The sequence below is a fragment of the Candidatus Macondimonas diazotrophica genome, from assembly GCF_004684205.1.
GTDB classification, from domain to species: domain Bacteria; phylum Pseudomonadota; class Gammaproteobacteria; order UBA5335; family UBA5335; genus Macondimonas; species Macondimonas diazotrophica.
This window is the reverse complement of record NZ_SRIO01000002.1, coordinates 76,256-99,921: the sequence shown is the minus strand read 5'-3', so window position 1 is coordinate 99,921 and position 23,666 is coordinate 76,256. Positions and strand designations below refer to the sequence as shown.

The following is a 23,666-nucleotide window of genomic DNA, read 5'->3' as shown; positions in this document are numbered from 1 at the left end:
GTTTTTTTGAGGACTATGCATGCGTCTCATCCACGGATCCCCCGCCTTGTCGCCCTTTCGGCTGGCCCAGCTGCTCCAGACGATCCAGACGCGCATGCCCACCGTCTCGGCGGTCACGGCGCATCACGACTACCTGGTGGACCTGTCCGGGCCGCTGGACCCGGCGGCCGAAGCCCGACTCGAACGACTGCTCGACGCGATGCCCGCAGCCGAGCCGGCGGCGGCGAGCCGGCAGCTGTGGGTCATCCCGCGCGCCGGTACGGTTTCGCCCTGGTGCAGCAAGGCCACCGACATCGCGCGTGGCTGTGGCCTCACCGAGGTTCGGCGCATCGAGCGTGCCGTGCGGCTGGAGCTGACCGGCTTTCCACCGGAACGCTCGCCTGGAGCGGATCTGGGCGATCTGCTGCATGACCGGCTGACCCAGACCCTGATCGAACGCATCACCGATGCCGAGCTGCTGCTGTTTCGCCATCCGGAGCCCGCCCCGCTGCGTACCGTCCCCGTTCTTACCGGCGGACGCGCTGCGCTGGAAACGGCCAACCGGGACTGGGGGCTGGCGCTCGCCCCCGATGAAATCGACTACCTGCTGGACAGCTTCGGCCAGCTCGGTCGGGACCCCACGGACGTCGAGCTGATGATGTTCGCCCAGGCCAATTCCGAGCACTGCCGGCACAAGATCTTCAACGCCAGCTGGGTGATCGACGGACAGGCCCAGGATCAATCGCTGTTCGGCATGATCCGCAACACTTACGCGCATCGCAGCCGCGGCATCCTCTCGGCCTACAAGGACAACTCGGCCGTCATCGAAGGCCATTCGGGCGAGCGTTTTTTCCCGGATCCCGCCACCCGTGAGTATGGCGCCGCGACCGAAGCCATCGATCTGCTGATGAAGGTGGAAACCCACAACCACCCCACGGCGATTGCGCCCTTTCCCGGCGCGGCAACCGGCGCGGGCGGTGAGATTCGCGACGAAGGCGCAACGGGCCGCGGCGCCCATCCGAAAGCGGGGCTGACCGGCTTCGCGGTCTCCAACCTGAATCTGCCCGGCAAGGCACGACCGTGGGAGATCGATCATGGCCGTCCACCCGCCATTGCCTCGGCACTGGACATCATGCTGGCCGGTCCCTTGGGTGGCGCCGGCTACAACAACGAGTTCGGGCGCCCCAACCTCGCCGGCTTCTTCCGCAGCTACGAACAGTCCATCGAGCGATCCGGGACCGTGGAGGTGCGCGGCTACCACAAACCCATCATGCTGGCCGGCGGCATGGGCAACATCCGTCGCGACCATGTCGAGAAACAGCCCATCCCCCCGCAGGCCCCACTGGTGGTGCTGGGTGGGCCGGCACTGCTGCTCGGCCTCGGGGGCAGCGCGGCATCCAGCATGAGCAGCGGCCAGAGCAACGCCGAGCTCGATTTCGCCTCGGTGCAACGCGAGAATCCCGAAATGGAGCGACGTTGCCAGGAAGTCATCGACCAATGCTGGCAGCGCGGGGCGGACAACCCGATCCTGGCGATTCACGACGTCGGCGCCGGCGGACTGTCCAATGCACTGCCCGAGCTGGTGCACGACAGCGCGCGCGGCGGCCGATTCGACCTGCGCGCCATCCCGAGTGACGACCCGGGCATGTCGCCGATGGAAATCTGGTGCAATGAGGCGCAGGAACGTTATGTGCTCGCCATCGACCCTGCGCGGCTGCCTGCGTTCATCGCTTTGTGTGAACGCGAATCCTGCCCCTACGCCATCGTCGGCGAGGCCACCGAGAATGCCGATCTGGCCCTGACCGATGCGCACTTCGGGAATGAGCCCATCGATCTGCCGCTGTCCGTTCTGCTCGGCAAGCCGCCGCGCATGCATCGAGAGACCCATCGGCTCGCCCACAATGCCCCGGCCGGGGCACGAGAGGATGACGCGCTGCGCGCCGTCGATCTGCAGGAGGCCGCGGAGCGCCTGCTCCGCCTGCCCACCATCGCGGACAAGACCTTCCTCATCACCATCGGCGATCGCAGCGTCGGGGGACTCACCGTGCGCGACCAGATGGTGGGCCCATGGCAGGTGCCGGTCGCCGATTGCGCCATGACCGCCACGACCTACAGCGGCTGGACCGGAGAAGCCATGGCGCTGGGCGAACGCACCCCCGCCGCACTCGTGGACGCCGCGGCGGCGGCTCGGCTGGCCGTGGGCGAGGCCCTGACGAATCTCGCCGCCGCGGCGATCCGCGATACAGCAGATGTGGTTCTTTCCGCCAACTGGATGGCGGCCGCAGGGCATCCCGGCGAGGATGCGGCGCTGTTCGACGCGGTGCGCGCCGTAGGCATGGAACTGTGCCCCGCACTCGACATCACCATTCCGGTCGGCAAGGATTCCCTGTCGATGAAGACCGTCTGGCAGGACGGGATGCGCACCGCGAGCGTGACCGCGCCAGTGTCGCTCATCGTTTCGGCCTTCGCCACGGTCGAGGATGTGCGGCATCACCTGACGCCCCAGCTGCGCCTGAATGCCGGCCCCAGCACCCTGCTGCTGATTGATCTGGGCGCGGGCCGTCAGCGTCTGGGTGGCTCTTGCCTGGCCCAGGTGTTCGGTCGTCTGGGCGGCGAGGTGCCCGATGTCGATGAACCGGCGCGACTGCGCGCCTTCATCCGCACCGTCCATGAACTGTCCAGGCAAGGCCGGCTGCTGGCCTATCACGACCGATCCGACGGCGGGCTGTTCGTCACCCTGGCGGAAATGGCCTTTGCTGGCGGCTGCGGTCTCGATGTCGATCTGGGCGTGCTCGGCGGCAGCCCGGCTGGCGCGCTGTTCGCCGAAGAACTCGGCGCGGTGATTCAGATTCGCGAATCGGACCACGCCGCGGTACGGACTGCATTCGAGCAGGCCGGACTCGGGTTCTGTGTGCACAGCATCGGCCAACCGGAGCCCGGCGCCACACTCCGCTTTCGCGCCGGCAACGAGTCCGTACTGACCGGTGATCGCCTCGCCTGGCACCGCATTTGGTCCGAAACCAGCCATGCGCTGCAGCGACTGCGCGACGATCCGGACTGTGCCGACGAAGCCTACGCCGCGCTCGAGGCCGGCGATGATCCCGGGCTTGGCGCGGCCTGTCTGCCCGTACTCACGCCGCTGCCCGCGCCATCCCCGGCTCGACGGCCTCGGGTCGCCATCCTGCGCGAACAGGGCGTCAATGGCCATGTCGAGATGGCGGCGGCCTTCGATCGCGCCGGCTTCGCGGCTGTCGATGTGCACATGAGCGACCTGCTGACCGGTGCCGCCTCACTCGCCGATTTTCAGGGCCTGGTCGCCTGCGGCGGCTTTTCGTTCGGCGATGTGCTCGGGGCCGGCGGCGGATGGGCCAAGCGGATCCTCTTCAATGCCCAACTTCGGGAGATGTTCCAGGCGTTTTTCGAACGCCCGGACAGCTTTTCGCTGGGCGTCTGCAACGGCTGTCAGATGCTCTCCCAGCTTAAGACGCTGATCCCCGGCGCTGGACACTGGCCGCGTTTCCTGCGCAACCGCTCGGAACAGTTCGAGGCGCGGCTAAGTCTGGTCGAGGTGCTGGATTCTCCGTCGCTGTTTCTGAACGGGCTTTCCGGCGCACGCCTGCCGATTGCGGTGGCCCATGGCGAAGGCCGGGTCGCTTTCGACCATCCGGCGGATGCGGCGCAAGCGCGCGTTGCACTGCGCTACATCGACGCCCAAGGCGATCCGGCCGAACGCTATCCCGCCAACCCAAATGGGTCACCGGGCGGTATCACTGGCCTGACCTCCGAGGATGGCCGCGCGACCATCCTGATGCCACACCCGGAGCGCGTGATTCGCAGCATCCACCTGTCCTGGCACCCGGATGACTGGCCCGAGGACAGTCCTTGGCTGCGGATGTTCCAGAACGCCCGCGCATGGGTCGGCTGAACAGCCGCTGTGCGAATATTTCGGAGCGCAGTCGGGCAAATCAGCGCTCGTCGTGACGCAGCTTGTAGCCCCATAACCCCAGGAACAGGAACAGCCCGCCGAGGATAAAAGCCAACCGCAACTCCACGTCAGCCTGCGGGCTCCAGAAGTAAGCGAGCATGCGCCCACCCCGGGGAACGCTGGCCGAATAGTAGGTTGCGATCAGGCACAGGCCGAATCCCAGAACCAGAAACCGGCTCCGATGCTCGATCAGTATTTGGTTTTTTGCGGACCACCAGCGGCGCACTCGCTTTCCCTCCGCGTGCCACATCCTTGTGTTCTCCATGGGGGCGGGCTCATTCGCCACACCGCACATGCCCCTCCTCATATTTATCATAATGCAAGCGCCGTGCGGATCGACTGCTATACTTGCCGGGCCTTTTCCACCTCCGCGATATGGTATGGACACCCAGCAGCAATCAATCCTGGACTACTACCGGGAAAGCCACATCGACTACCTCATGATCTGGGGGACCTTCCGGCATCTCGGACTGCACTACGGCTACCATGATGCCGAGCATCGCGGCCTTCATGCCGCGGTAGTCAACATGAACCGGCAGGTTGCCGAACGCCTCAAGCTCGAGCCGGGACATCGACTGATGGACGCCGGCTGCGGGATCGGCGGCACCAGCATCTGGATGGCCGAGAACCGCGGTGCGCAGGTTACGGGGGTGAACATCTCGCCGGACCAACTGGCGCGGGCCGAGAAGCTGGTCCGCCGGCGGAACCTCCAAGGACAAGTGAATTTCGTTCGCCGAAGCTACACCGATACCGGGTTGCCGGATGCATCTTTCGACGGCATCTACGGCATGGAAAGCGTAAGCTACGCCATCGACAAGCGCGACTTTCTCCGCGAAGCCTACCGGCTACTGAAACCCGGCGGCCGCCTGGTGATCACCGACGGCTTCATGAACGACAGCACCTTTCCGGAGCACCTACGCGAAGACTACCAGCGCTGGCTCGATGGCTGGGCAGTCGACAACCTCGCCGGCGTCCAGCAATTCCAGCACGATCTCACCGATCTGGGCTTTCGCGACATCCGCTTCGACGATGCGTGTGCTCGTGTGTTGCCGTCGTCACGGCGCATGCATCTGGCCGCGAAATACACCCTGTGGGGTGGCAAGCTGCTGGAAAAGCTCCATATCCGCACACCGGTCCAGACTCGAAACATCATCGCGGCCAAACTCCAGTATCCCTGCCTGATTGGCCGCGCCTGGATCTACGGCATCGTCACCGCCGTCAAGTAACCGCCAGCTTAGAAGCCTACGGTTTTTTGGCGCCGTCATTGAACGACCGTTCAGTCTGTGGGACAATAAACTCATACAAAAAAGCCGCCTAGGTCAATGACCTGTATCACGAGGCGGTCGCACAGGCTGAGGGGCCTGTTTGATTTCGCGCGTGGAGGAGACACCAATGAGCGCAATCTGGAAGTACAGCCGATTTTTCATCGGCACCTGGATCGTCCTGGCGGGCATCCCGATCACCTTGACTGGCGGAGTCTGGCCGTTCACGTTTTTCGCCAGCGCCATTGGCGCCTTGCTGATCGGCGAGCTTCTGTCCGGACGCTACGAGGAAGAGCCGGCCTATGAACAGGCATGGATCTTCTACCCCATTCAGTATTTCAGCCAACTGGCCAGCATCGCCATGATCGTGCTGGTGGCCTGGTATATGGGGCTGCCCAACGATCTGTTCGGTCTCGGTGCCGCCGTCGGTTCCATCACAGGCGTCGATATCCTGAGCCGCCAAGCCGAACTCAGCACCGTCTGGACCACAGTGGGTGTCGTCGGACTGGGCGGTCTGGCAGGGGCGCTCGCCTCCATCGCCGTAGGCCATGAGTTGACGCATCGCACCGAAAATCCACTGGCCGTGTTCATCGGCCGGCTGGGCGAGGCGTTCAGCCTGTTCACGCACTTCTCGATCCGCCATCCCTATGGTCATCACAACCTGGTCTGCACCCCGGCTGACCCCGCCACGGCACGCCGGGGCGAGAACTTCTATCACTTCATGATTCGCTCCATCGTCGGTCAGAAGAAAATGACCTGGGATCTGGAGGCCGAACGCCTTCAGCGCATGGGGCAGTCACCCTGGAATTGGCGCAACAAGGCGCTGCGCGGCTGGGGCATGGAGCTTCTGGTGGTGGTGTTCTTCATCTGGGCGGCGGGTCTGTACGGATTGCTCGGCATCCTGGGCGTGACCTTTGTCACCCACCTAGCGCTGGAGCTGGCCAACTACATCGAGCATTACGGGCTGGTCCGGGTGCCCACCGAGCCCATGCAGGTGCGCCATGCCTGGAACAGCAATGTGACGGCCAGCTATTACGTCACCGTGGCCATCTCGCGGCACTCGCACCACCACGCCGATGCCAGCGTGGAGTTCTGGGACCTGAAAGCCTTTCGTGATCAAGCGCCCACGACCATCTACGGCTACGGCATCAGCTTTCTCATTGCGCTGATCCCCCCGCTGTGGAACGAGCTGATGGCCCAGAAGCTCTTGTATTGGGACCTCAACATGGCAACGCCGGAAGAGCGCCGTCTGGCCATGACGGAAAATCTGCAGAGCGGAATCCCGGATCTGGTGGAAGCCGCCAAGCGGTATTTCGCGGAAAACGGACCAGCCGCGCCGGAATCTGCCAGGCCGCATCCTGCCGATCGATTGGCGACGGCCTGATCGCCGATTCGCTCATCACCGGGCGCCACCTCTGAACCCAGGGATGGCGCCCGATTTATTTCGGGAAGGCATCGTCATAAACGATGCCATTGCGCGAAACATCCGCGCCGGTCGGCGCGGCGCCCTCCCTGAGCCGGCACGGGACGATGGCGCGCGGCCTGTTCAGCGATCCACGAAACGGACCTGAGCCTCGACGGTTTCGCGCTCAGTCCGAAAACCATTGGCCGGATGATCGGGATCGGCATAGCCGAAGGAACAGCCGAACAGCAGCTTGCGATCCGCCGGCATGTCAAAGTATTCCCGGACAAAGGCGGGATAGGTCGCGAGTGCTGCTTGGGCGCAGGTCTGGACGTCCCGGGCCTGAGCGGCCAGCAGGAAGGATTGCAGATACAACCCGCAATCCACGCCCCCGTAAAACCCCAGGCTTTCGTGGCAGAACACGAGCAGGACATGCGGCGCCTCGAACAGGCGGAAATTCTTCAGTGTCTGTTCGAATGCGCCCCGCTTGTTCTCCCGCGCGATGCCCAAGGCCGTATAGAGCGCGCCGCCGCAGCGCTTGCGCCGCGTGGCATGGGGCTCTTCGTAGCGAACCGGAAACGGATGATCGGGTTGCGGCGTACGACCCGACTGCACGTGTGCCCACAGGGCTTCACGGAAGCGATCCGTTGCCGTCCGCGAAACGGTGACTACCGGCTCCCACGGTTGCGTATTGCACCACGAGGGCGTGTGACGCGCCGACTCCAGGATGGCCTCAAGGTGCGCTCGAGGCACTTCGCGATCCTGAAATGCGCGCGCGCTATAGCGCCGCCTGATCGCTTCGTCGAATTGCATGTCGGTCCTCCTGTGACCCGGTCATGGCCGGTTTATAATCAGCGCTGTCGCTCCCAGGGGATATTCATGCCGGATCAGTCAACCCGCCACCCTTGGAAACGCCGCCTGAATCAACATCCCTTCGCGAGCCTGATGGTTGCGAATTTTTGTTTTTTCATGGGCTTCGCCACGTTTTTCCTGCTCCCGAAGTATCTCATAACGGAATTGGGGGCGAGCGATCGCCAGGTCGGCACCATCATGGCCGCCTATGGGCTTTGCATGGTGGCGTGTCTTCCCTTCATCGGCAGTGGCTCGGATCGGCACGGTCGGCGTCCGTTCCTGATTGCGGGGGCAGGGCTGCTCGGCCTGACCGCGCTGGCATTCATCGGCGTGGGCGATATGGGGTCGACCCCCTATCTCCTGCGGGGACTACAGGGCCTTGCTTTCGCCTGCTGGTTCGTCAACTCCTCGACGCTGGCCGTGGACCTGGTCGATCCGGCGCGCCGCGGTGGCGCGCTGGGCCTGTTCGGTGTCTCGACACTCGTCACCTACGGCTTGGCACCCGCATTGGCGGAGTGGGTCGCCCACATGCATGGCTTCATCCCGGTCTTCGTGCTGGCCTCGGGCTGGAGCCTGCTGGCCTTGCTGGTGGGTTCGCGGCTCCCCGAGCCGACCTCGCAACGCGAAAGCCGGCGTCCTGCCACGTCCCGCTCATGGCGCAGACTTGCCTTCGAGCCGGTGATCGGCAAGATCGCCACCAGCGCTCTCCTCATGGGCCTCGCGTTCGGAACCGTGCTGGTATTCTCCCAGCCCCAGGCGCTGGCGAGAGGGATTGAGCCGGTCACCCTGCTGACACTGGCCTTTGCCCTGACCTCCATCATGATCCGCCTGGGCTTCTCCCACCTGGTCGACGGGAACAGCAAACGCTTTGTGCTCACCCTCTCGCTCATCGCCATGGCCGCCGGAACCAGTTTGCTGGCGCGCATCGACAGCCAGTCAGTCTATGTCCTGTGCGGGATTCTGGTGGGTATCGGTCATTCCCTCGCCTACCCGACCTTGAACGTGATGCTGATCAATCATCTCCCGTCTCACGAACATGGACGCGGCATGTCCCTGTTCGTCGCAGCCTTCAACATCGGTACCATCCTGGCCCAGTTTGGCCTGGGCCTGGCCGTGGTTCGGGTGGGCCTGCCCGGGATTTTCCTGATCGCCGGCAGTCTGGTCCTGCTCGCCATTCCCTGCGCACTCAGCGCCGTCGGCCCGCCTGCCGGAATGCGTTCTCAATAGCCCTGGGAAACCAACCACGCCTCGATCGCGGTGCTGGTGCGCTCAGGCATCTGCTGCATGAAGAAATGATTGCCCGGCATCATCCGAGTCTGGATACGCGGGTTGATCTCGTGCGCACGGCGCACCGCCGGTGGGATGAATCGATAGGTATGCTGTCCGTAAAGAATCAATGTCGGACAGGAGATACGCTGCAACGCCAACCATATGCCGCGGGGAAAACCTGAAAAGACTTGGGATTCAACCCATGGCGGACACTTGAGCGCGACGCTGCCACAGGCCAGTTTCGCCAAAGCATGGTCGACATAACTATGCAAGGCATCCTCACGCCACCCGGCGAACATGCCGCGATCGCGAAAATATTCGAGCGCCGCCGCACGGTTCGGCCATTCCCGCCGCCGACGACGAGCTCGCAAGGCCATGGGATTGTAGCGACTGAGGCCGGTGTAATACGACGTAGCCGCCACGCCGGCGAGCCAACGCGGATAGATGATCGGATCGAGCAATATGACCGCATCGAACAGGCTCGGGTATCGCGCCGCCGCAAGCAACGTCAACACGCCCCCAAAACTATGTCCGCACCCGATCACCTCGCGCTGTCCCCAGATACGCCGCCGGTGAAACACCACCTGTGCCATGCGTTCCGCGCTCAGGTTCCAACCCGGAAATCGATGCCCGTCATCGCTGTCGCCATGTCCCTGGGCATCGTGCAGGCATAGATCGTATCGATCGGTCAGCGGCTTGAGCATCGGCCAATACGCCAAACCACACAGGCCATTGCCATGAACGAAATGGAGCAGGGTGGATCGTCCGCGCAGAAACTCGCGGCCACGGAGTTCCATGTCGCGACTGATGGGATAAGACCAGACTGTCCCGGGGATCAACCGCGGGAGGCGGACAGCAACTTCTTCCATGAAGTCTCTTTGAAGGAATTTGCACGAATCCAATCTCTGTCTTTACCACAATTACATGTCAATTAGAACCAGACCGGTCACGCGCGCAGGGCGCCAATGCCACATACTAACTATTGGAAACTTCAATATATCTGCAGAAAACCATTGAACCACGCCTTGATATAGATCAAAGCCCCTCGACCACGAGCAGCGCAAAATTCGTCCTGACCTCTCCGCCATTTACAGATTTTCAACGCATCAAGAAAAGGAACCCGCCATGCAGGCAACTCATGCGAGCGAAACCTACAATGATCGCGTCGTTCGCCAGTTCTCCATCGCAACCGTCATTTGGGGCTTGGTGGGAATGGTGGCGGGCGTGTTCATCGCCGCTCAACTGCTCTGGCCCGCGCTCAACTTCGATCTGCCGTGGCTCAGCTACGGCCGGTTGCGCCCGCTGCACACCAATGCCGTCATCTTCGCCTTCGGCGGCAGCGCGCTGATGGGCACCTCGTTCTATGTGGTCCAGCGAACCTGCCATACCCGCCTGTTCAGCGACGGGCTCGCCGCCTTTGTTTTCTGGGGGTGGCAGTTGGTCATCCTGTTGGCGGCCATTTCGTTGCCGATGGGCTGGACCCAGGGGAAGGAGTACGCGGAACTGGAATGGCCCATCGATCTGCTGATCGCCGTGGTCTGGGTCGCCTACGCCGTCGTGTTCTTCGGCACCATCATCAAGCGGCGAGTTCCCCACATCTTCGTCGCCAACTGGTTCTATGGCGCCTTCATCCTCACTGTGGCGGTGCTCCACATCGTCAACAGCGCCGCCTTGCCCGCCGGACCGACGAAGTCCTACTCGGCCTACGCCGGCGCCGTTGACGCCATGGTGCAGTGGTGGTACGGGCATAATGCCGTGGGTTTTTTCCTCACCGCCGGCTTTCTCGGCATGATGTACTACTTCGTGCCCAAGCAGGCGGAACGACCGATCTATTCCTACCGCCTGTCCATCGTGCACTTCTGGGCGCTGATTTCCATCTACATGTGGGCCGGCCCCCATCATCTGCACTACACCGCGCTGCCCGACTGGGCGCAGTCGCTGGGCATGGTGTTCTCGCTGATGCTGCTGGCGCCGTCCTGGGGCGGCATGATCAACGGCATCATGACCCTCTCGGGTGCCTGGCACAAACTGCGCACCGATCCCATTCTGAAGTTCCTCATCGTGTCGCTATCGTTCTACGGCATGAGCACCTTCGAGGGACCGATGATGTCGATCAAGACCGTCAACGCCCTGTCGCATTACACCGACTGGACGATCGGTCACGTGCATTCCGGCGCACTCGGCTGGGTCGGCTTCATCACCATGGGCTCGCTGTATGCCCTCATCCCGCGGCTGTATGGCCGCCGGGAGATGTGGAGCATGCGACTGGTCGAATGGCATTTCTGGATCGCCACCATCGGGATCGCGGCTTACGCCGGATCGATGTGGATCTCGGGGGTGATGCAGGGACTCATGTGGCGCGCGGTAAATACGGACGGCACGCTGACCTACACCTTCATCGAAAGCCTGAAGGCGACCTATCCCTACTACGCCATCCGCCTGAGCGGCGGACTCCTCTACCTGACCGGCATGGTGATGATGGCGTGGAATGTGTTCAAGACCGTCCAGATGGCCGAAAAGACGACACCCGCTCCGGTGCTGTTGCCTGACCCCGCCCATCTTTGAAGTCGCTGCAGGAGTTTCCCGGATGTCTCAGCAACATGAGTTCGTCGAAAAGAACATTGCCCTGATGGCCGTGCTGATTGCGGTGGTCATCAGCATCGGCGGGCTGGTCCAGATCGTCCCGCTGATCTTCAGCGCCCAGACCACGACGCCTGCGCCCGGCGTCACCCCCTATTCCGCCCTGACCTTGGCGGGACGCGACATCTACGTGCGGGAAGGCTGCTACAACTGCCATTCCCAGATGGTGCGACCGTTCCGTGCCGAGACGGAGCGCTACGGGCATTACTCGGTCGCCGGCGAATTCGTCTATGACCGCCCGTTCCAATGGGGTTCCAAGCGCACCGGACCTGATCTGGCACGGGTCGGGGGACGCTATTCGGACGACTGGCATCGTGTGCATCTGAACAACCCACGCGATGTCGTACCGGAATCCAACATGCCGGGCTATCCCTGGCTGGCAGACAAGCTGGTCGACGGCCAAACCATCGCTGCCCACATGCGCACGCTCAAGACACTGGGCGTTCCCTACAGCGACGCCGACATCGACGGCGCTGGCGCAACACTGGCCGGCAAGACCGAGCAAGACGCTCTGATTGCCTACCTGCAAGGCTTGGGCGTCGCCCTTTCAGGACAGAGGTGAACCATGCAAAGCGGAACCCTGATGGGCCTCATCACGTTGATCCTGATGCTGGTGTTCATCGGCATCGTGGCCTGGACCTACCTGTGGCACAAGCCTGCAGACTTTGACCGTGTTGCCCGCCTCCCGCTGCAAGAGGACGAGCCGCTCGAAAGCGCCGACCAAAGGAGCCGTTCATGAGCAGTTTCTGGAGCCTGTATGTCGTCCTGCTCACGGTTGTGAACATTGCAGCTGCAGTCTGGCTGATCCGCTGGACAGCCAAGCCACGCAAAGATGAACCCGCCAGCACCGATACCACCGGCCATGTCTGGGACGGCGATCTGACCGAATACAACAAGCCGATGCCGCGCTGGTGGCTCTACCTGTTCTACCTGAGCATCATATTTTCGGTGATCTATCTGGCTCTCTACCCCGGCCTTGGCAACTTCCGGGGACTCCTGGGCTGGAGCCAGGTGGGGGCCTATGAAACGCAGATCGCCGAAGCCGAAAAAAGCTACGGTCCGTTGTTCCAGGCCTACGCCGCCACCGAGCTTGCGGAACTGAGTCGCAACCCGGAAGCAATGGAAACCGCCGCCCGGCTATTCGCTAACACCTGTGCCGGTTGTCATGGTTCCGACGCCCAAGGCGGGCCAGGTTTTCCCAACCTGACCGATGGCGATTGGCTCTACGGCGCGGCGCCCGAGACCGTACTGGAGACCATCCTCAAAGGGCGCAACGGGGTCATGCCGCCCTTCGGACCCATGCTGGGTGAGGAAGGCGTGCGCGCAGTCACCCAACATGTCCTCAGCCTGAGCGGACGCCCGAGCGATCCCGTTCTGGCGGCGGCCGGCCAGCAGAAGTTCACCACAGTCTGCGCCGCCTGCCATGGTGCGGACGGCAAGGGAAATACAGCGCTGGGCGCGCCGGATCTGACCGACCGCATCTGGCTTTACGGGGGCTCGGCGGACACCATCGCGCAGACCATCCGAGGCGGCCGCCAAGGTCATATGCCGGCCCATGAGCCGATCCTGGGTCCCGACCGTGCCCACCTGCTGGCCGCGTATGTGTACCACCTGTCGCATCGGGGCAGTCCACCCAAACCCTGAGGTACGACCATGATCGATGCACCAGAGAACATGGAATACCGCCTTGGCGCCCTGTCGCGGGCGATTGCGGTGGTGCTCTGGCCTTCCTTTGTCAGCGCGGTCGTCGCCACGGCCGCGTTTTTCTCCCAGGTTGATCCCCACGTGCTGCATCTGGCCACTTGCCCGGAATGGGAGATCAGCCGGGAACTCGGCTATACCTTGGGTTTTTTCATGTTCTGGGGCGTGACGACCTTGTCCAGCCTCTTTACCTACATCCTGCTCAGGACGCCGGCAGGTCCAAGCGCAGAGGGAACTGCAGCGGATGATTCGAACCGCGAGATGCCATGAATACCGCCTCCTCCCGACATTCCGCACCGCCGCCCGAGACAGATGACAACGGCTCGCTTTACGCTGCGCGCCGGAAGATCCATCCCCGTGAGGTGACCGGCACCTATCAGCGATTGCGACGCATTGCCCTCGTCCTGATCCTCGGCGCGTTCTACACCCTGTGCTGGGTACCGTGGGGCGATCGCCAGATCATCCTCTGGGATTTGCCGGCACGCCGGTTCCATATCCTGTGGATGACGTTCTACCCGCAGGATTTCATCTATGCCGCCATCCTGCTGGTCCTGGCCGCGGTGACCCTCCTCTTCTTCACCGCCCTGGCCGGCCGGCTATGGTGCGGTTACACCTGCCCGCAGACCTTGTGGACCGAAATGTTCCTCTGGATCGAGCGCAAGATCGAAGGCGATCGCGTGCAGCGCATCAAAATGGATCAATCCCCATGGACGCGCGATAAACTCCTGCGCCGCGGGGGAAAACATGCCATCTGGATTGCAATCGGTTTCTGGACCGGTCTGACCTTCGTCGGCTATTTCACGCCGATTCGTCAGCTGCTGGCAGAGTTGGTCCGATTCCAGCTGGGACCATGGGAATCGTTCTGGGTGTTCTTCTACGGCTTTGCCACCTACGGCAACGCAGGCTTCCTGCGGGAGCAGGTCTGCATGTACATGTGTCCCTATGCGCGATTCCAGAGCGCCATGTTCGACCGCGACAGCCTGATCATTTCCTATGATGAACAGCGCGGTGAGCCGCGCGGCAGCCGCCGCCGCGGCAGCGATCCCAAACAGGTTGGCCTGGGCGATTGCATCGACTGCACGATGTGCGTTCAGGTCTGCCCGACCGGGATCGACATCCGCAGGGGGCTGCAATATGAATGCATCGGCTGCGCCGCGTGTATCGACGTGTGTGACCAGGTCATGGATCGCATGGGCTATCCGCGAGGCCTGGTCCGCTACACGACCCAGAATGCGCTGGACGGCAAAGCCACCCACGTCATTCGGCCGCGAATTGTGATCTACGCGACCATTCTCCTCATCGCCGGCGGTCTGACGGTGTATGCAATTCTCACCCGGCCGGTGCTGTCGATGGATGTGCTGCGCGATCGCAATGCGCTCTACCGGACCCTGGACGACGGTCGGATCGAGAACAGCTACACCTTGAAGATCAACAACCGCAGTGAAACCCCGCACAGCTATCGGCTCGAAGCCAGAGGCATCACGGGAATCCAGGCGCAAAGCGATCCGGCCACCATCACCCTCCCACCCGGCGCCATTCAACCGATTCCGGCCCGGGTTCAGGTGCCCGCAAGCGCCGTCAGCGGCTCGGTGGATGTCGAGCTCATTCTGCATACCGTGGATGATCCCGATGCCCCCGTCATTCGTGAAACCGCCCGTTTCCTGGGCCCGAGGTCGACGCAAACACCATGAATATCTCACCGCCCTGGTACCGCCAATTCTGGCCCTGGTTTCTGATGCTGCCCCCGGCAGCGGCTGTGATCGGCGGATTCATCACCCTGTGGATTGCCGTGGAGCACGCGGACACCCTGCTTCCGGACCGGTTCAGTCGCGTCGGAATTGCGCTCCAACCGGACGCCATTCCAGGGCCCACGAGCGCAACGCTGAGCTTTCGGCTCGACAGCGAGCGTCTCTACCTGCGCGTGAGCGGCGAGACGGCAAATACACCCCTGACCCTGCGCTGGTTACATCCGACCCTGCCGGACCGGGATCAGATCAGCATTCTGCAACCGTTCGCACCGGGCGAATATGAAGCGCGCCTGCCCAATGGCTTGCGCGAACCGCGCGTGCTGCGCCTGGAAAGTCAGGCTGGCTGGGTTCTGGAAGGACGCTGGCGGCCGGGCACCGACGCCACGCGATTGGTTCCGCTGGTGTCGCGGGAAGGCTAGATCATGCCGGCATCCGACTGCTTCCACTGCGGCCAGCCGGTCCCCGACAGCGACCCCAGACATCAGGTCGTCATCCATGGCAAGGTGCAACCCGTGTGTTGCGTGGGCTGCGAAATGGCCGCGCAATGGATCGATTCGGCAGGTCTTGGCGCATATTACCGCTGGCGCACCACACCCGCCGTGGCGCCGGTCGAACCGACCGAACAGGCCCGTTTTATCGCCTACGATCGCCCGCAGGCCCAACGCAGCTTCGTCGTCACGCGACCCGATGGCAGCCTGGAGGCAGAGCTGCTGGTGGAAAACCTCAATTGTGCGGCATGTGCCTGGCTGATCGAAGGCGCACTCGGCAATGAGCCGGGCGTGCGCGGTGTCCAGGTCAATGCCGCCAATGCCCGTGTTCTGCTGCATTTAGACCCCGCCCAAACTCGCCTGAGCCGTATGTTGGAGCGGCTCGCAGCTCTGGGCTATCCGCCGCATCCCCAGAAAGCCGGTCAGGCCAGCGCCCTGCATGTGCGCGAACGACGTCAGGCGCTCAAGCGGCTGGCGGTCTCCGGGCTGGGCATGATGCAGGCGATGACCTACGCGCTGTCACTCTACAGCGGTGATTTTCATGGCATGGATCCGACTTATGCCGATTTCCTGAAACTGATCAGCCTGCTGATCACGACGCCGGTGGTGTTCTACGCCGGCGCGCCGTTTTTTCAGAAGGCCTATCGCGGGTTGCGCGTCTATCGCATCGGCATGGACATGCCGGTTTCCATCGCCATCGGCATCGCCTTCATCGCCAGCGCTCGCAATACGCTGATCGGGACCGGGCCGGTCTACTTCGATACGGTCTGCATGTTCATCTTCTTCCTGACACTCGCGCGCTTCCTGCAAGCGGCGGCGCGTGCCCGAGCCGGCGAGAGCAGCGATGCGCTGGCGCGGCTGTTGCCGGATACTTGCCTGCGAGAAACCGCCGACGGTGTCGAAACCATTACCCTGCAAGAGCTCATGCCCGGCAACCGGGTCCGGGTCGCGCCCGGCAGCGCACTGCCGGCAGATGGGCGGGTACTGGATGAAGGCGCCTGGATCGACGAATCCCTGCTGACCGGTGAATCCAAGCCGGTTTATCGGGCATGTGGCGAGCAGGTCATCGCGGGCAGCATGAACGGTACTGCAGCCTTGCGAATGGACGTGACGGCCTGCAACGCCGACACCACGATTTCGCACATCGGCCGTCTGCTGCGCAAAGCCCAGGCCGAACGGCCGCCGGATGCCGCCCAGGCGGATCGGCTGGCGGCTCTCTTCGCGCCGACGGTTCTGCTGCTGGCGGCCCTCTGCGCCTGGTGGTGGCGCGCCGACCCCGAGCAGGCCATGAACGTCGCCCTGGCCGTATTGGTGGTCACCTGCCCTTGCGCGCTGTCGATTGCCACGCCGACGGCCCTGGTCGCCGCAACCGCGCATCTGCTCACCCGCGGGGTTGTCGTGCTGCGCACGGCAGCGCTCGAAACCCTGAGCGATACGCGACACGCCATCTTCGACAAGACGGGGACACTCACTCGCGGGAAACCTCAGATCACGCATGTCCGGCTCCTGCGCGAACACATCACCCGCGAACAGGCCTTGGCTGAAGCCGCCGCGCTGGAACGCACGATCCGTCATCCTTTGGCCCTCGCATTCACCGCTGCCGCGCCGGCGGCCGAGACCGCCGACGATGTCCGCCTGATCGCCGGCGAGGGCGTCCAAGGACGCATGGGTCACCGGCGAGTGCGGCTGGGACGCGCCGACTTCACAGCCGCGTTGTGGCAATCCACACCGCCCGCGACGCCCGAGGACGCCGGATCGAGCTGGCTGCTGCTCGGTGATGATGCGGGCCCTCTGGCGTGGTTCGCGGTCAGCGATCCGGTTCGCCACGATGCGCGAGATACACTGGCCGAACTGCGCCGGTTGGGCGTTGAAAGTCAAATCGCCAGCGGCGATGCGATCCGCGCCGTTGACGCGATCGCCGATGCCGTGGGATGCGATCGGGCGCATGCACGCTTGCGTCCCGAGGAAAAGCTCGCCCTGCTTGAAACCCTGCAGACCGGGGGGACGCGTGTGCTCGCCGTGGGCGACGGCGTAAATGATGCGCCCTTGCTGGCTCAGGCCGATGTCTCCATCGCCATGTCCAGCGGCACAGCGCTGGCTCAAACCAGCGCTGACCTGATCCTCCTCCAGGACCGTTTGAGCGTCCTGCCGGATCTGATTCGCACCGCTCGGCGCAGCAAACGGATCATCCGCCAGAATCTGGCCTGGGCACTGGCCTACAATGCCGTGGCGGTCCCGCTGGCGGCGGCCGGCCTGGTGACGCCTTGGCTGGCATCCCTCGGGATGTCGATCAGTTCGGTGCTGGTCGTTCTGAATGCGCAGCGCCTCTATCGCCCGACCCGGCGATCGGTATCCGCAACGTCCGACATGGCGACGCAGCCCTCATGAACGCGATGTTCCTGTTGATTCCGTTGAGTCTGGTCCTGGTCGGCCTGGCGGTGGCTGCGTTTTTCTGGGCCGTTCACACAGGCCAGTTCGATGACCTCGACAGTCCGGCCTGGCGCATGCTGATGGATGATCCGCCCCCGCCCGACACCGATGCCGATGAGAAAGCGCCGTGAGCACCGTCATCCAGCTCGGTCTCCTGTCCGCATGGGTCGCCGGCACACTGGGCAGCGCGCACTGCCTGGGCATGTGCGGCGGCATCGCCTCGTTGGCGGGAAGCAGCGCCGCGCGCGCGCGGCCTGGCCGTATCCTGGCATTCAATGCAGGACGCCTGGGCAGCTACTCGCTGGCTGGCGCCCTAGTCGGCAGCCTGGGTTGGCAGCTTGGCGCCTTGACCGGCGAGGCACTGGCCTGGGGCGGAGCGCTCCGTCTCATGATGGGGCTGATGATGATCGCCGTCGGTCTGCATGTGGCCATCGGCTGGACGGGACTGCGGCGTCTGGAACGGCTCGGCATTCCGCTATGGCGCCGCATCGGTCCGCTGGCCCGGCGTTTCGATCCACGCCGCAGCGCCGCGCAGGCTCTGGCTTTCGGCGCGCTGTGGGGCTGGATCCCCTGCGGCCTCGTCTACAGCGCCTTGCTGACTGCACTGGTCAGCGGTAGCGCAACGGCGGGCGCGAGCATCATGCTGGCGTTCGGCTTCGGCACCCTTCCCGCCATGCTGAGCCTGGGGCTGCTCGGGCAACGATTGCAGCGCGCTCTGGCGGCCGTGGAGGTGCGCCGGCTGTTCGGCCTCACGGTCATCGGCTTCGGCGTGTGGACGGCAACGGGGCCGCTGATGATGGCCCGTCACATGGACGGTCATCCGCACAGTACGGCGTCAGCACTTGCTCCGGGTGGACATGGAGGTGGTGGCATCGGGAGCGACCTCAGCCACTGCGTGGAGTCGGGGCAGATCGAGGAGTGTCACGTCCCGACCATCCGCAGCGATTAGATCGTCTTGCTGGAATCGGGCGAACAGGCGGCTTACGGTCTCCACGGCCAACCCGAGGTAGTTGGCGATTTCACCCCGCGCCATGCTGAAGTGAAGCCGAGTCGGCGACAGGCCCCGCCCGGCGAAGCGGCTGGACAGGCTCAACAGGAACGCCGCCAGGCGCGCTTCGGCGCCCTTCTTGCCGAGGAGCAACAGCAGATGCTGCTCCTGCTGAATCTCCCGGGACAACAATCGCATCAACTGCCGCCGCAGGCCCGGCACCTGCCCACTGAGTTCATCGAGCCGCTCGAAAGGAATCTCACACAAGCTGGTATCTTCCAGTGCGACAGCAGAGCAGTCGTGAAACTCCCCGGCGATGGCATCGAAACCGACCAGCTCCCCAGGAAAATGAAAACCCGTGATCTGCTCGGCGCCATCTGCCCCCAGCGTGACGCTTTTCACCGAACCCGTGCGGATGGCGAAAATGGATTTCAAGGGATCGCCCTGGACGAACAGCGCTTTGCCGCGAGTCTTGGGGGGAAGGCGCTGTACCAGATCCTCAAGCAGACGCAGATCCGCCTGATCGATTCCATACGGCAGGCACAGCTCTCGCAAGCTGCAATTTCCGCACGCACGTTTCAGTTCCCGGAATTGCACGATTTCGGTCATTGGCGTTTTCCAGTCGACGTTCGATGCTGATGAGGGGGCCAAAGAGGCAGCGTGCGGCGGCAGGCGCCCAGAAAAACAGACTCGGATCCCGTTCAATTAGAGTCCTCTCACTTGACTCAGGTCAAGACGTACGCCGTGAAATCGCGCTCCAGAATCGATTCGTGCCGCTTTCTGCACGACGGGCTGCCAGACTGCCCGCACCAGAATGCTTCGCTCGAACTCGCCGTTCCGCTAAAATGGTCGCTTTCAGCGACCGTCCGGCGGTCGCATGGAAAAGCCGATGGAACCCCGAATCGACATCCACGGGGCAGTTCATCCTTTCACAAGCAAGGAGCACGAATGAATATCGATTTTTCCCCCGAGGAGCTGGCCTTCCAGCAGGAAGTGCGGGAATGGTTCGCGCAGAATCTACCGGCGGACCTGAAGCGCAAGACCGAGCTCGGGATCATGCTGTCGAAGGACGAGCTGGTAGCGTGGCAGCGTATCCTGAACGGCCGGGGATGGTTGGTCACCGGTTGGCCCAAGGAGTACGGCGGCCCCGATTGGACAGCCACCCAGCGCTATATCTTCGACATGGAGCGCGCCCGCGCAAATGCCCCTATTGGCCTGTCCATGGGCATCATCATGCTGGGGCCGGTGCTCATGGCCTTCGGCACGCAGGAGCAGAAGGACTACTACCTCCCCCGCATCCGCAACTGCGATGACTGGTGGTGCCAAGGCTATTCCGAACCCGGCGCCGGCTCGGACCTTGCCAGTCTCAAGACCATGGCGGTTTCCGACGGTGACGACTATATCGTCAATGGCTCCAAGATCTGGACCACCTACGGCCACTGGGCCAATCGCATTTTCTGCCTGGTGCGCACCAGCACCGAAGGCAAGAAGCAAGAAGGGATCTCCTTCCTGCTGATCGATATGGACACCCCTGGAATCGAGGTCCGTCCGATCATCTCCATCGATGGCGAACACCATCTCAACGAAACCTTCTTCACCGACGTTCGGGTGCCGAAGAAAAATCTGGTCGGCAAGGAAGGCCAGGGCTGGACCGTGGCCAAGTATCTGCTGACCCACGAGCGCACCACCATCGCAGGCGTAGCGGACAGCAAGGTCCACATGACCAATTTGAAGCGCATGGCACGTGAAAACGGCGCCAATGGCGAACCGCTGATGAACGACCCCAATCTGCGCCAGAAACTGGCCAAGGCCGAGATCAACCTGACTGCGCTCGAATACACCAACCTGCGGACCTTGGCGGCCACCGCCGCGGGCAAGGCGCCGGGGCCGGAATCTTCCCTCCTGAAACTTGACGGCACCGCTGTCCAGCAGGAACTGTCCGAACTCGGCGTGGAACTTGCCGGCCAGTACGCCTGGCCCTGGAAGGCAGAAGGCGAGGTGGGACCGGCCGAGTACGCCAGCACCATGATGCGCTACGCCTTCACCCGCGCCGCCACGATCTATGGCGGCAGCGACGAGGTACAGAAAAATGTCATCGCCAAGATGATTCTCGGTCTGAACTTCAAGTAAGGATACGCTGATATGGATTTCAATCTGTCTGAAGAACAAAAGCTCATTCGCAACGCGGTCGACAAGTTCATCCGCAATGATTACAGCTTCGATGCACGCAAGAAGGTTCTGGCCGAAGAAAATGGATTCAGCCGAGCTCATTGGCAACAGTTCGCGGATATGGGCTGGCTGGGCATTCCCTTCGCCGAAGAGCAAGGCGGCTTGGGCGGCGGCATCGTCGACATCGTTCAGGTCATGGAAGCATTCGGCACCGGCATGGTGCTCGAACCCTACCTCAGCGCCATCGTGCTCGCCGGCGGCCTGATTGCGCGCAACGGCAGTGATGCGCAGAAAGAAAGCCTGATTCCCGCGTTGATTGGCGGGGAAAAGCTGCTCGCCGTGGCCTACACCGAGCAGGAAAGCCGTTTCAACACCGCCGATGTCCAGACCCGCGCCGAAAAGAACGGCGCAGGCTATGTACTCAACGGTGAAAAGGCCGTCGTGCTGGGCGCCGCTTCCGCGGATGTGCTGATCGTCTCTGCCCGGACCAGTGGAGAGCGCCTGGACACGAACGGGATCTCGCTGTTCCTGGTCGATACCAAAGCGGCAGGTGTCGAGATCAAAGGCTTTCGCACAATGGACGGCAGCCACGCTGGCAACGTGCGGCTGAACAACGTTCAGGTCAACGCCGATGCACTGGTCGGCAGCGAAGGTGCCGGCTTCGATGCGCTCGACGAAGCAGTCGATCATGCCACTGTGGCGGCCTGCGCCGATGCCCTGGGTGCCATGCACGCCGCAATGCGCAAAACGGTCGACTACCTCAAGACCCGCAAGCAGTTCGGCGTCCCCATCGGCTCCTTCCAGGCGCTGCAGCATCGCGCGGTGGATCTGTTCACCGCTGTGGAAGCATGCCGCTCCATGGTGCTGATGGCCAGCCTGAAAGTGACGGATTCCGATCCGGTCGCGCGACGCATGGCGGTATCAGCTGCCAAGCAGTTCGTGGGCGAAAAAGCGCGTCTTATCGCCCAGCAGGCAGTTCAGATGCATGGCGGCATCGGCATGACCGAAGAACTGGATATCGGTCATTACTTCCGCCGGCTGACCATGTTCTGCTCGCAGTTCGGAACCACTGACTTCCACCTCAAGCGGTATGCCGACTTGATGGCTGCTGCGGCGTGAGTCTTGGCGGGATGCGGCTCCCGGGTCGCATCCCGCTTTCCGGCTTGCCGCGACTCTTCCGTTCGCTCCGTCCGCTACGGCAGGAAAGGGGGCTCCAAATCCAGCAACGACTCCGCCACCTGGCGGTCGCGATCCTGCTGGGATTCTCGCATGCAAGCCTGGGCGTCGACTCGCAGCGACTCACGCCTGCTGGCGATGCTGCGGAACCGCCTTTTCGGTGGGGATTGGTGGCCTATCATGTCGATCTGCCCGGTTACGAACTGACGCTTTCCGACATTGACCGAATGGCCGATGCGGGCATTCGGTGGCTAAGCATCGATCTGGCGTGGTCCCGCATTCAGCCCGATCCGCAATCGCCCTTTGATTTCGCTTTCTTCGACCTCCTCGTGGATGCCGCGCGCCAACGCGGTCTCGCGGTCGTCGGGAAAATTGGCGCCGGTTACAATGGCAACCGCCCGATCGCGCCAGCTTGGACGCGGAATCTGGACGAAGCGGACTATCTTGCTGCCTTGGAAGACTATGCCGAAGCAACCACCCGCCACTTCGCGGATCGGATCCACAGCTTCGCGGTGGAAAACGAGTTCAACATCCCCAACGTCCACAGTCTCATCGGCTGGCGTGTCGGCGTTTGGACGCCGGATTTCATGAATCGGGTGATGCAGACACTCGCTCATGCCGTACACACCCAGGCCCCTGGGGCTGAGCTGATCATCAGCGTCACACCGTTGGCCTTTTTCGAATCCGGCATCGAACGCATGAACCGCCTGATCGACTACGATGTGGTCGGAATCCACACCTATCCGGCGGGTTTTGTTCCCGATCTGGCACTGGTCGACAGCATCAAGGGCCAAATCGCACGCGCGCGTCAAGCCAGCGGCGGACGGCCCATCCTCATTCTGGAAACCGGCATGCACACCGAAAAGCCGCCCTGGACCGAAACCCTGCAGGCGGACTACCTCGAGGCCGTGAGTCAGGCCAGCCGTCAAGCCGGTGCGATCGGCATCTTCTTCTACCAGTATTTGGATAACCGCAATGAGGCGGGACGCGAACGATATTTCGGCTTGGTCACATCCGATCGAACGCCCAAAGCCGCATGGCAGCGCTATCGAAGCCTCATCGCTCGCGAAGTTGAACGGGATGCGGGATCGGCTGCGCAACCAGCAGATCGAAGAGAAGCTTCTTCATCATCACGATAAATCCGATGATGAATCCAGCTGTTGCCGGGAGATTACCGCCAACTGCAAACTGGATCCCGCCCGCGAACTCCAGCACCCAGCCGATGCCGGCTGCTGCGCCAGCTGATTCAGCCCGTAGACCCCGCAAGCCACTCAACCCGTCACCCAACAGCATGAGTGCGACGGGCGCTGCGCACCACAGCAAGCGCTTCCAATGCCGGAAGGCCACCAGCATGTAGGCTCCGGCACCAATCAGCCAGGGGAGAAGCGATATTTCAGGTCCTGCAATTGTCGCCCCGAACACGATGGCGTCGATCCGCAGACGGAATACGTGAAACAGACCAATCTGCATCATGGTCGTGAAAAGCTGCGCGGCCAGCAGGGTCACGACCAATCCCAGCGTGACCGCGAAAGCCCACAGGCGTTCGCTGAAATGCACGGTCTCACGGCCCACAGCGC

22 protein-coding genes are annotated in these 23,666 nt (G+C 63.0%); 17 read left to right on the top strand and 5 right to left on the bottom strand.

Features of this window, described 5'->3' with window-relative positions; genetic code table 11:
- The first annotated feature begins 19 nt into the window (after positions 1 to 19).
- Positions 20 to 3,904: a phosphoribosylformylglycinamidine synthase gene (gene purL / locus E4680_RS02030; RefSeq protein WP_135280710.1), complete on the top strand. Its 3,885-nt coding sequence runs from the start codon at positions 20 to 22 to the stop codon at positions 3,902 to 3,904.
- A 40-nt stretch (positions 3,905 to 3,944) separates the two neighbouring features.
- On the opposite strand, the gene E4680_RS02025 is transcribed toward purL, so the two are convergent.
- A complete protein-coding gene (locus E4680_RS02025) occupies positions 3,945 to 4,214 on the bottom strand; it encodes a hypothetical protein (protein WP_135280709.1) in 270 nt (89 codons plus the stop codon).
- 130 nt (positions 4,215 to 4,344) lie between these two features.
- Between E4680_RS02025 and E4680_RS02020 the strand changes: the two genes are divergently transcribed.
- Both E4680_RS02020 and E4680_RS02015 read left to right on the top strand, forming a co-directional pair.
- On the top strand, positions 4,345 to 5,190 hold the full coding sequence (locus tag E4680_RS02020; RefSeq protein ID WP_167792334.1) for an SAM-dependent methyltransferase: 846 nt from the start codon (positions 4,345 to 4,347) through the stop codon (positions 5,188 to 5,190).
- Between the two features lie 166 nt (positions 5,191 to 5,356).
- Positions 5,357 to 6,610: an alkane 1-monooxygenase gene (locus tag E4680_RS02015; protein WP_135280707.1), complete on the top strand. Its 1,254-nt coding sequence runs from the start codon at positions 5,357 to 5,359 to the stop codon at positions 6,608 to 6,610.
- A gap of 162 nt (positions 6,611 to 6,772) precedes the next feature.
- Here E4680_RS02015 and E4680_RS02010 read toward each other — a convergent pair whose 3' ends face one another.
- Complete coding sequence (locus E4680_RS02010; RefSeq protein WP_135280706.1) at positions 6,773 to 7,441, bottom strand: nitroreductase; 669 nt, start codon at positions 7,439 to 7,441, stop codon at positions 6,773 to 6,775.
- 66 nt (positions 7,442 to 7,507) lie between these two features.
- On the opposite strand from E4680_RS02010, the gene E4680_RS02005 reads away from it, so the two are divergent.
- Entirely contained in the window at positions 7,508 to 8,707 is a 1,200-nt protein-coding gene (locus tag E4680_RS02005) for an MFS transporter (RefSeq protein WP_135280705.1), read from the top strand.
- Here E4680_RS02005 and E4680_RS02000 read toward each other — a convergent pair.
- Complete coding sequence (locus E4680_RS02000; protein WP_135280704.1) at positions 8,701 to 9,618, bottom strand: alpha/beta fold hydrolase; 918 nt, start codon at positions 9,616 to 9,618, stop codon at positions 8,701 to 8,703. The genes E4680_RS02005 and E4680_RS02000 overlap by 7 nt on opposite strands.
- 256 nt (positions 9,619 to 9,874) lie before the next feature.
- Here E4680_RS02000 and ccoN point away from each other — a divergent pair, with 256 nt between their 5' ends.
- The 10 genes from ccoN to E4680_RS01950 are packed head-to-tail and all read left to right on the top strand — an operon-like array spanning position 9,875 to position 18,705.
- Positions 9,875 to 11,314, top strand: coding sequence for a cytochrome-c oxidase, cbb3-type subunit I (ccoN, locus tag E4680_RS01995; RefSeq protein ID WP_135280703.1), 1,440 nt, complete (start codon positions 9,875 to 9,877; stop codon positions 11,312 to 11,314).
- A 22-nt stretch (positions 11,315 to 11,336) separates the two neighbouring features.
- Positions 11,337 to 11,951: a cytochrome-c oxidase, cbb3-type subunit II gene (ccoO, locus tag E4680_RS01990; RefSeq protein ID WP_135280702.1), complete on the top strand. Its 615-nt coding sequence runs from the start codon at positions 11,337 to 11,339 to the stop codon at positions 11,949 to 11,951.
- Between the two features lie 3 nt (positions 11,952 to 11,954).
- Positions 11,955 to 12,128, top strand: coding sequence for a cbb3-type cytochrome oxidase subunit 3 (locus E4680_RS01985; RefSeq protein WP_135280701.1), 174 nt, complete (start codon positions 11,955 to 11,957; stop codon positions 12,126 to 12,128).
- Positions 12,125 to 13,033 (top strand): cytochrome-c oxidase, cbb3-type subunit III, encoded by a 909-nt coding sequence (gene ccoP / locus E4680_RS01980; protein ID WP_135280700.1) that lies wholly within the window; start codon positions 12,125 to 12,127, stop codon positions 13,031 to 13,033. Before E4680_RS01985 ends, ccoP begins: the two co-directional genes overlap by 4 nt.
- A 9-nt stretch (positions 13,034 to 13,042) precedes the next feature.
- Entirely contained in the window at positions 13,043 to 13,360 is a 318-nt protein-coding gene (locus tag E4680_RS01975; RefSeq protein ID WP_240696080.1) for a hypothetical protein, read from the top strand.
- A complete protein-coding gene (gene ccoG, locus E4680_RS01970) occupies positions 13,357 to 14,781 on the top strand; it encodes a cytochrome c oxidase accessory protein CcoG (protein ID WP_135280699.1) in 1,425 nt (474 codons plus the stop codon). Before E4680_RS01975 ends, ccoG begins: the two co-directional genes overlap by 4 nt.
- Positions 14,778 to 15,257: a FixH family protein gene (locus tag E4680_RS01965; RefSeq protein WP_135280698.1), complete on the top strand. Its 480-nt coding sequence runs from the start codon at positions 14,778 to 14,780 to the stop codon at positions 15,255 to 15,257. Before ccoG ends, E4680_RS01965 begins: the two co-directional genes overlap by 4 nt.
- A 3-nt stretch (positions 15,258 to 15,260) precedes the next feature.
- Positions 15,261 to 17,714 carry a heavy metal translocating P-type ATPase gene (locus E4680_RS01960; RefSeq protein ID WP_135280697.1) on the top strand — a complete coding sequence of 818 codons (2,454 nt, stop codon included), beginning with the start codon at positions 15,261 to 15,263 and terminating at the stop codon, positions 17,712 to 17,714.
- Entirely contained in the window at positions 17,711 to 17,887 is a 177-nt protein-coding gene (ccoS, locus tag E4680_RS01955; protein WP_135280696.1) for a cbb3-type cytochrome oxidase assembly protein CcoS, read from the top strand. Before E4680_RS01960 ends, ccoS begins: the two co-directional genes overlap by 4 nt.
- On the top strand, positions 17,884 to 18,705 hold the full coding sequence (locus E4680_RS01950; RefSeq protein ID WP_135280695.1) for a sulfite exporter TauE/SafE family protein: 822 nt from the start codon (positions 17,884 to 17,886) through the stop codon (positions 18,703 to 18,705). The genes ccoS and E4680_RS01950 overlap by 4 nt, the downstream gene beginning before the upstream one ends.
- Here the strand turns inward: E4680_RS01950 and fnr are convergent.
- On the bottom strand, positions 18,592 to 19,353 hold the full coding sequence (fnr, locus tag E4680_RS01945; protein ID WP_135280694.1) for a fumarate/nitrate reduction transcriptional regulator Fnr: 762 nt from the start codon (positions 19,351 to 19,353) through the stop codon (positions 18,592 to 18,594). The genes E4680_RS01950 and fnr overlap by 114 nt on opposite strands.
- Before the next feature lie 51 nt (positions 19,354 to 19,404).
- Between fnr and E4680_RS01940 the strand changes: the two genes are divergently transcribed.
- The 3 genes from E4680_RS01940 to E4680_RS01930 are packed head-to-tail and all read left to right on the top strand — an operon-like array spanning position 19,405 to position 23,228.
- Positions 19,405 to 20,874 carry an acyl-CoA dehydrogenase family protein gene (locus E4680_RS01940; protein ID WP_205688708.1) on the top strand — a complete coding sequence of 490 codons (1,470 nt, stop codon included), beginning with the start codon at positions 19,405 to 19,407 and terminating at the stop codon, positions 20,872 to 20,874.
- A gap of 12 nt (positions 20,875 to 20,886) precedes the next feature.
- The gene (locus tag E4680_RS01935) at positions 20,887 to 22,032 is read left to right on the top strand and encodes an acyl-CoA dehydrogenase family protein (protein ID WP_135280693.1); all 1,146 of its coding nucleotides are present in this window, start codon (positions 20,887 to 20,889) and stop codon (positions 22,030 to 22,032) included.
- Positions 22,029 to 23,228, top strand: coding sequence for a beta-galactosidase (locus tag E4680_RS01930; RefSeq protein ID WP_135280692.1), 1,200 nt, complete (start codon positions 22,029 to 22,031; stop codon positions 23,226 to 23,228). Before E4680_RS01935 ends, E4680_RS01930 begins: the two co-directional genes overlap by 4 nt.
- Here the strand turns inward: E4680_RS01930 and E4680_RS01925 are convergent.
- Entirely contained in the window at positions 23,146 to 23,595 is a 450-nt protein-coding gene (locus E4680_RS01925) for a hypothetical protein (protein ID WP_135280691.1), read from the bottom strand. The two genes, E4680_RS01930 and E4680_RS01925, sit on opposite strands and share 83 nt — an antisense overlap.
- Positions 23,596 to 23,666 lie beyond the last annotated feature (71 nt).

What these genes read in the sequence shown, in the direction of transcription:
- E4680_RS02020 (WP_167792334.1), top strand. Translation starts at nt 4,345, where the DNA reads ATGGACACCCAGCAGCAATCAATCCTGGACTACTACCGGGAAAGCCAC.
- purL (WP_135280710.1), top strand. Translation starts at nt 20, where the DNA reads ATGCGTCTCATCCACGGATCCCCCGCCTTGTCGCCCTTTCGGCTGGCC.
- fnr (WP_135280694.1), bottom strand. Translation starts at nt 19,353, where the DNA reads ATGACCGAAATCGTGCAATTCCGGGAACTGAAACGTGCGTGCGGAAAT.
- E4680_RS01975 (WP_240696080.1), top strand. Translation starts at nt 13,043, where the DNA reads ATGATCGATGCACCAGAGAACATGGAATACCGCCTTGGCGCCCTGTCG.
- ccoP (WP_135280700.1), top strand. Translation starts at nt 12,125, where the DNA reads ATGAGCAGTTTCTGGAGCCTGTATGTCGTCCTGCTCACGGTTGTGAAC.
- E4680_RS01935 (WP_135280693.1), top strand. Translation starts at nt 20,887, where the DNA reads ATGGATTTCAATCTGTCTGAAGAACAAAAGCTCATTCGCAACGCGGTC.
- E4680_RS02010 (WP_135280706.1), bottom strand. Translation starts at nt 7,441, where the DNA reads ATGCAATTCGACGAAGCGATCAGGCGGCGCTATAGCGCGCGCGCATTT.
- E4680_RS01985 (WP_135280701.1), top strand. Translation starts at nt 11,955, where the DNA reads ATGCAAAGCGGAACCCTGATGGGCCTCATCACGTTGATCCTGATGCTG.
- ccoN (WP_135280703.1), top strand. Translation starts at nt 9,875, where the DNA reads ATGCAGGCAACTCATGCGAGCGAAACCTACAATGATCGCGTCGTTCGC.
- E4680_RS02005 (WP_135280705.1), top strand. Translation starts at nt 7,508, where the DNA reads ATGCCGGATCAGTCAACCCGCCACCCTTGGAAACGCCGCCTGAATCAA.
- ccoS (WP_135280696.1), top strand. Translation starts at nt 17,711, where the DNA reads ATGAACGCGATGTTCCTGTTGATTCCGTTGAGTCTGGTCCTGGTCGGC.
- E4680_RS02015 (WP_135280707.1), top strand. Translation starts at nt 5,357, where the DNA reads ATGAGCGCAATCTGGAAGTACAGCCGATTTTTCATCGGCACCTGGATC.
- E4680_RS02000 (WP_135280704.1), bottom strand. Translation starts at nt 9,618, where the DNA reads ATGGAAGAAGTTGCTGTCCGCCTCCCGCGGTTGATCCCCGGGACAGTC.
- E4680_RS02025 (WP_135280709.1), bottom strand. Translation starts at nt 4,214, where the DNA reads ATGTGGCACGCGGAGGGAAAGCGAGTGCGCCGCTGGTGGTCCGCAAAA.
- ccoG (WP_135280699.1), top strand. Translation starts at nt 13,357, where the DNA reads ATGAATACCGCCTCCTCCCGACATTCCGCACCGCCGCCCGAGACAGAT.
- E4680_RS01960 (WP_135280697.1), top strand. Translation starts at nt 15,261, where the DNA reads ATGCCGGCATCCGACTGCTTCCACTGCGGCCAGCCGGTCCCCGACAGC.
- ccoO (WP_135280702.1), top strand. Translation starts at nt 11,337, where the DNA reads ATGTCTCAGCAACATGAGTTCGTCGAAAAGAACATTGCCCTGATGGCC.
- E4680_RS01965 (WP_135280698.1), top strand. Translation starts at nt 14,778, where the DNA reads ATGAATATCTCACCGCCCTGGTACCGCCAATTCTGGCCCTGGTTTCTG.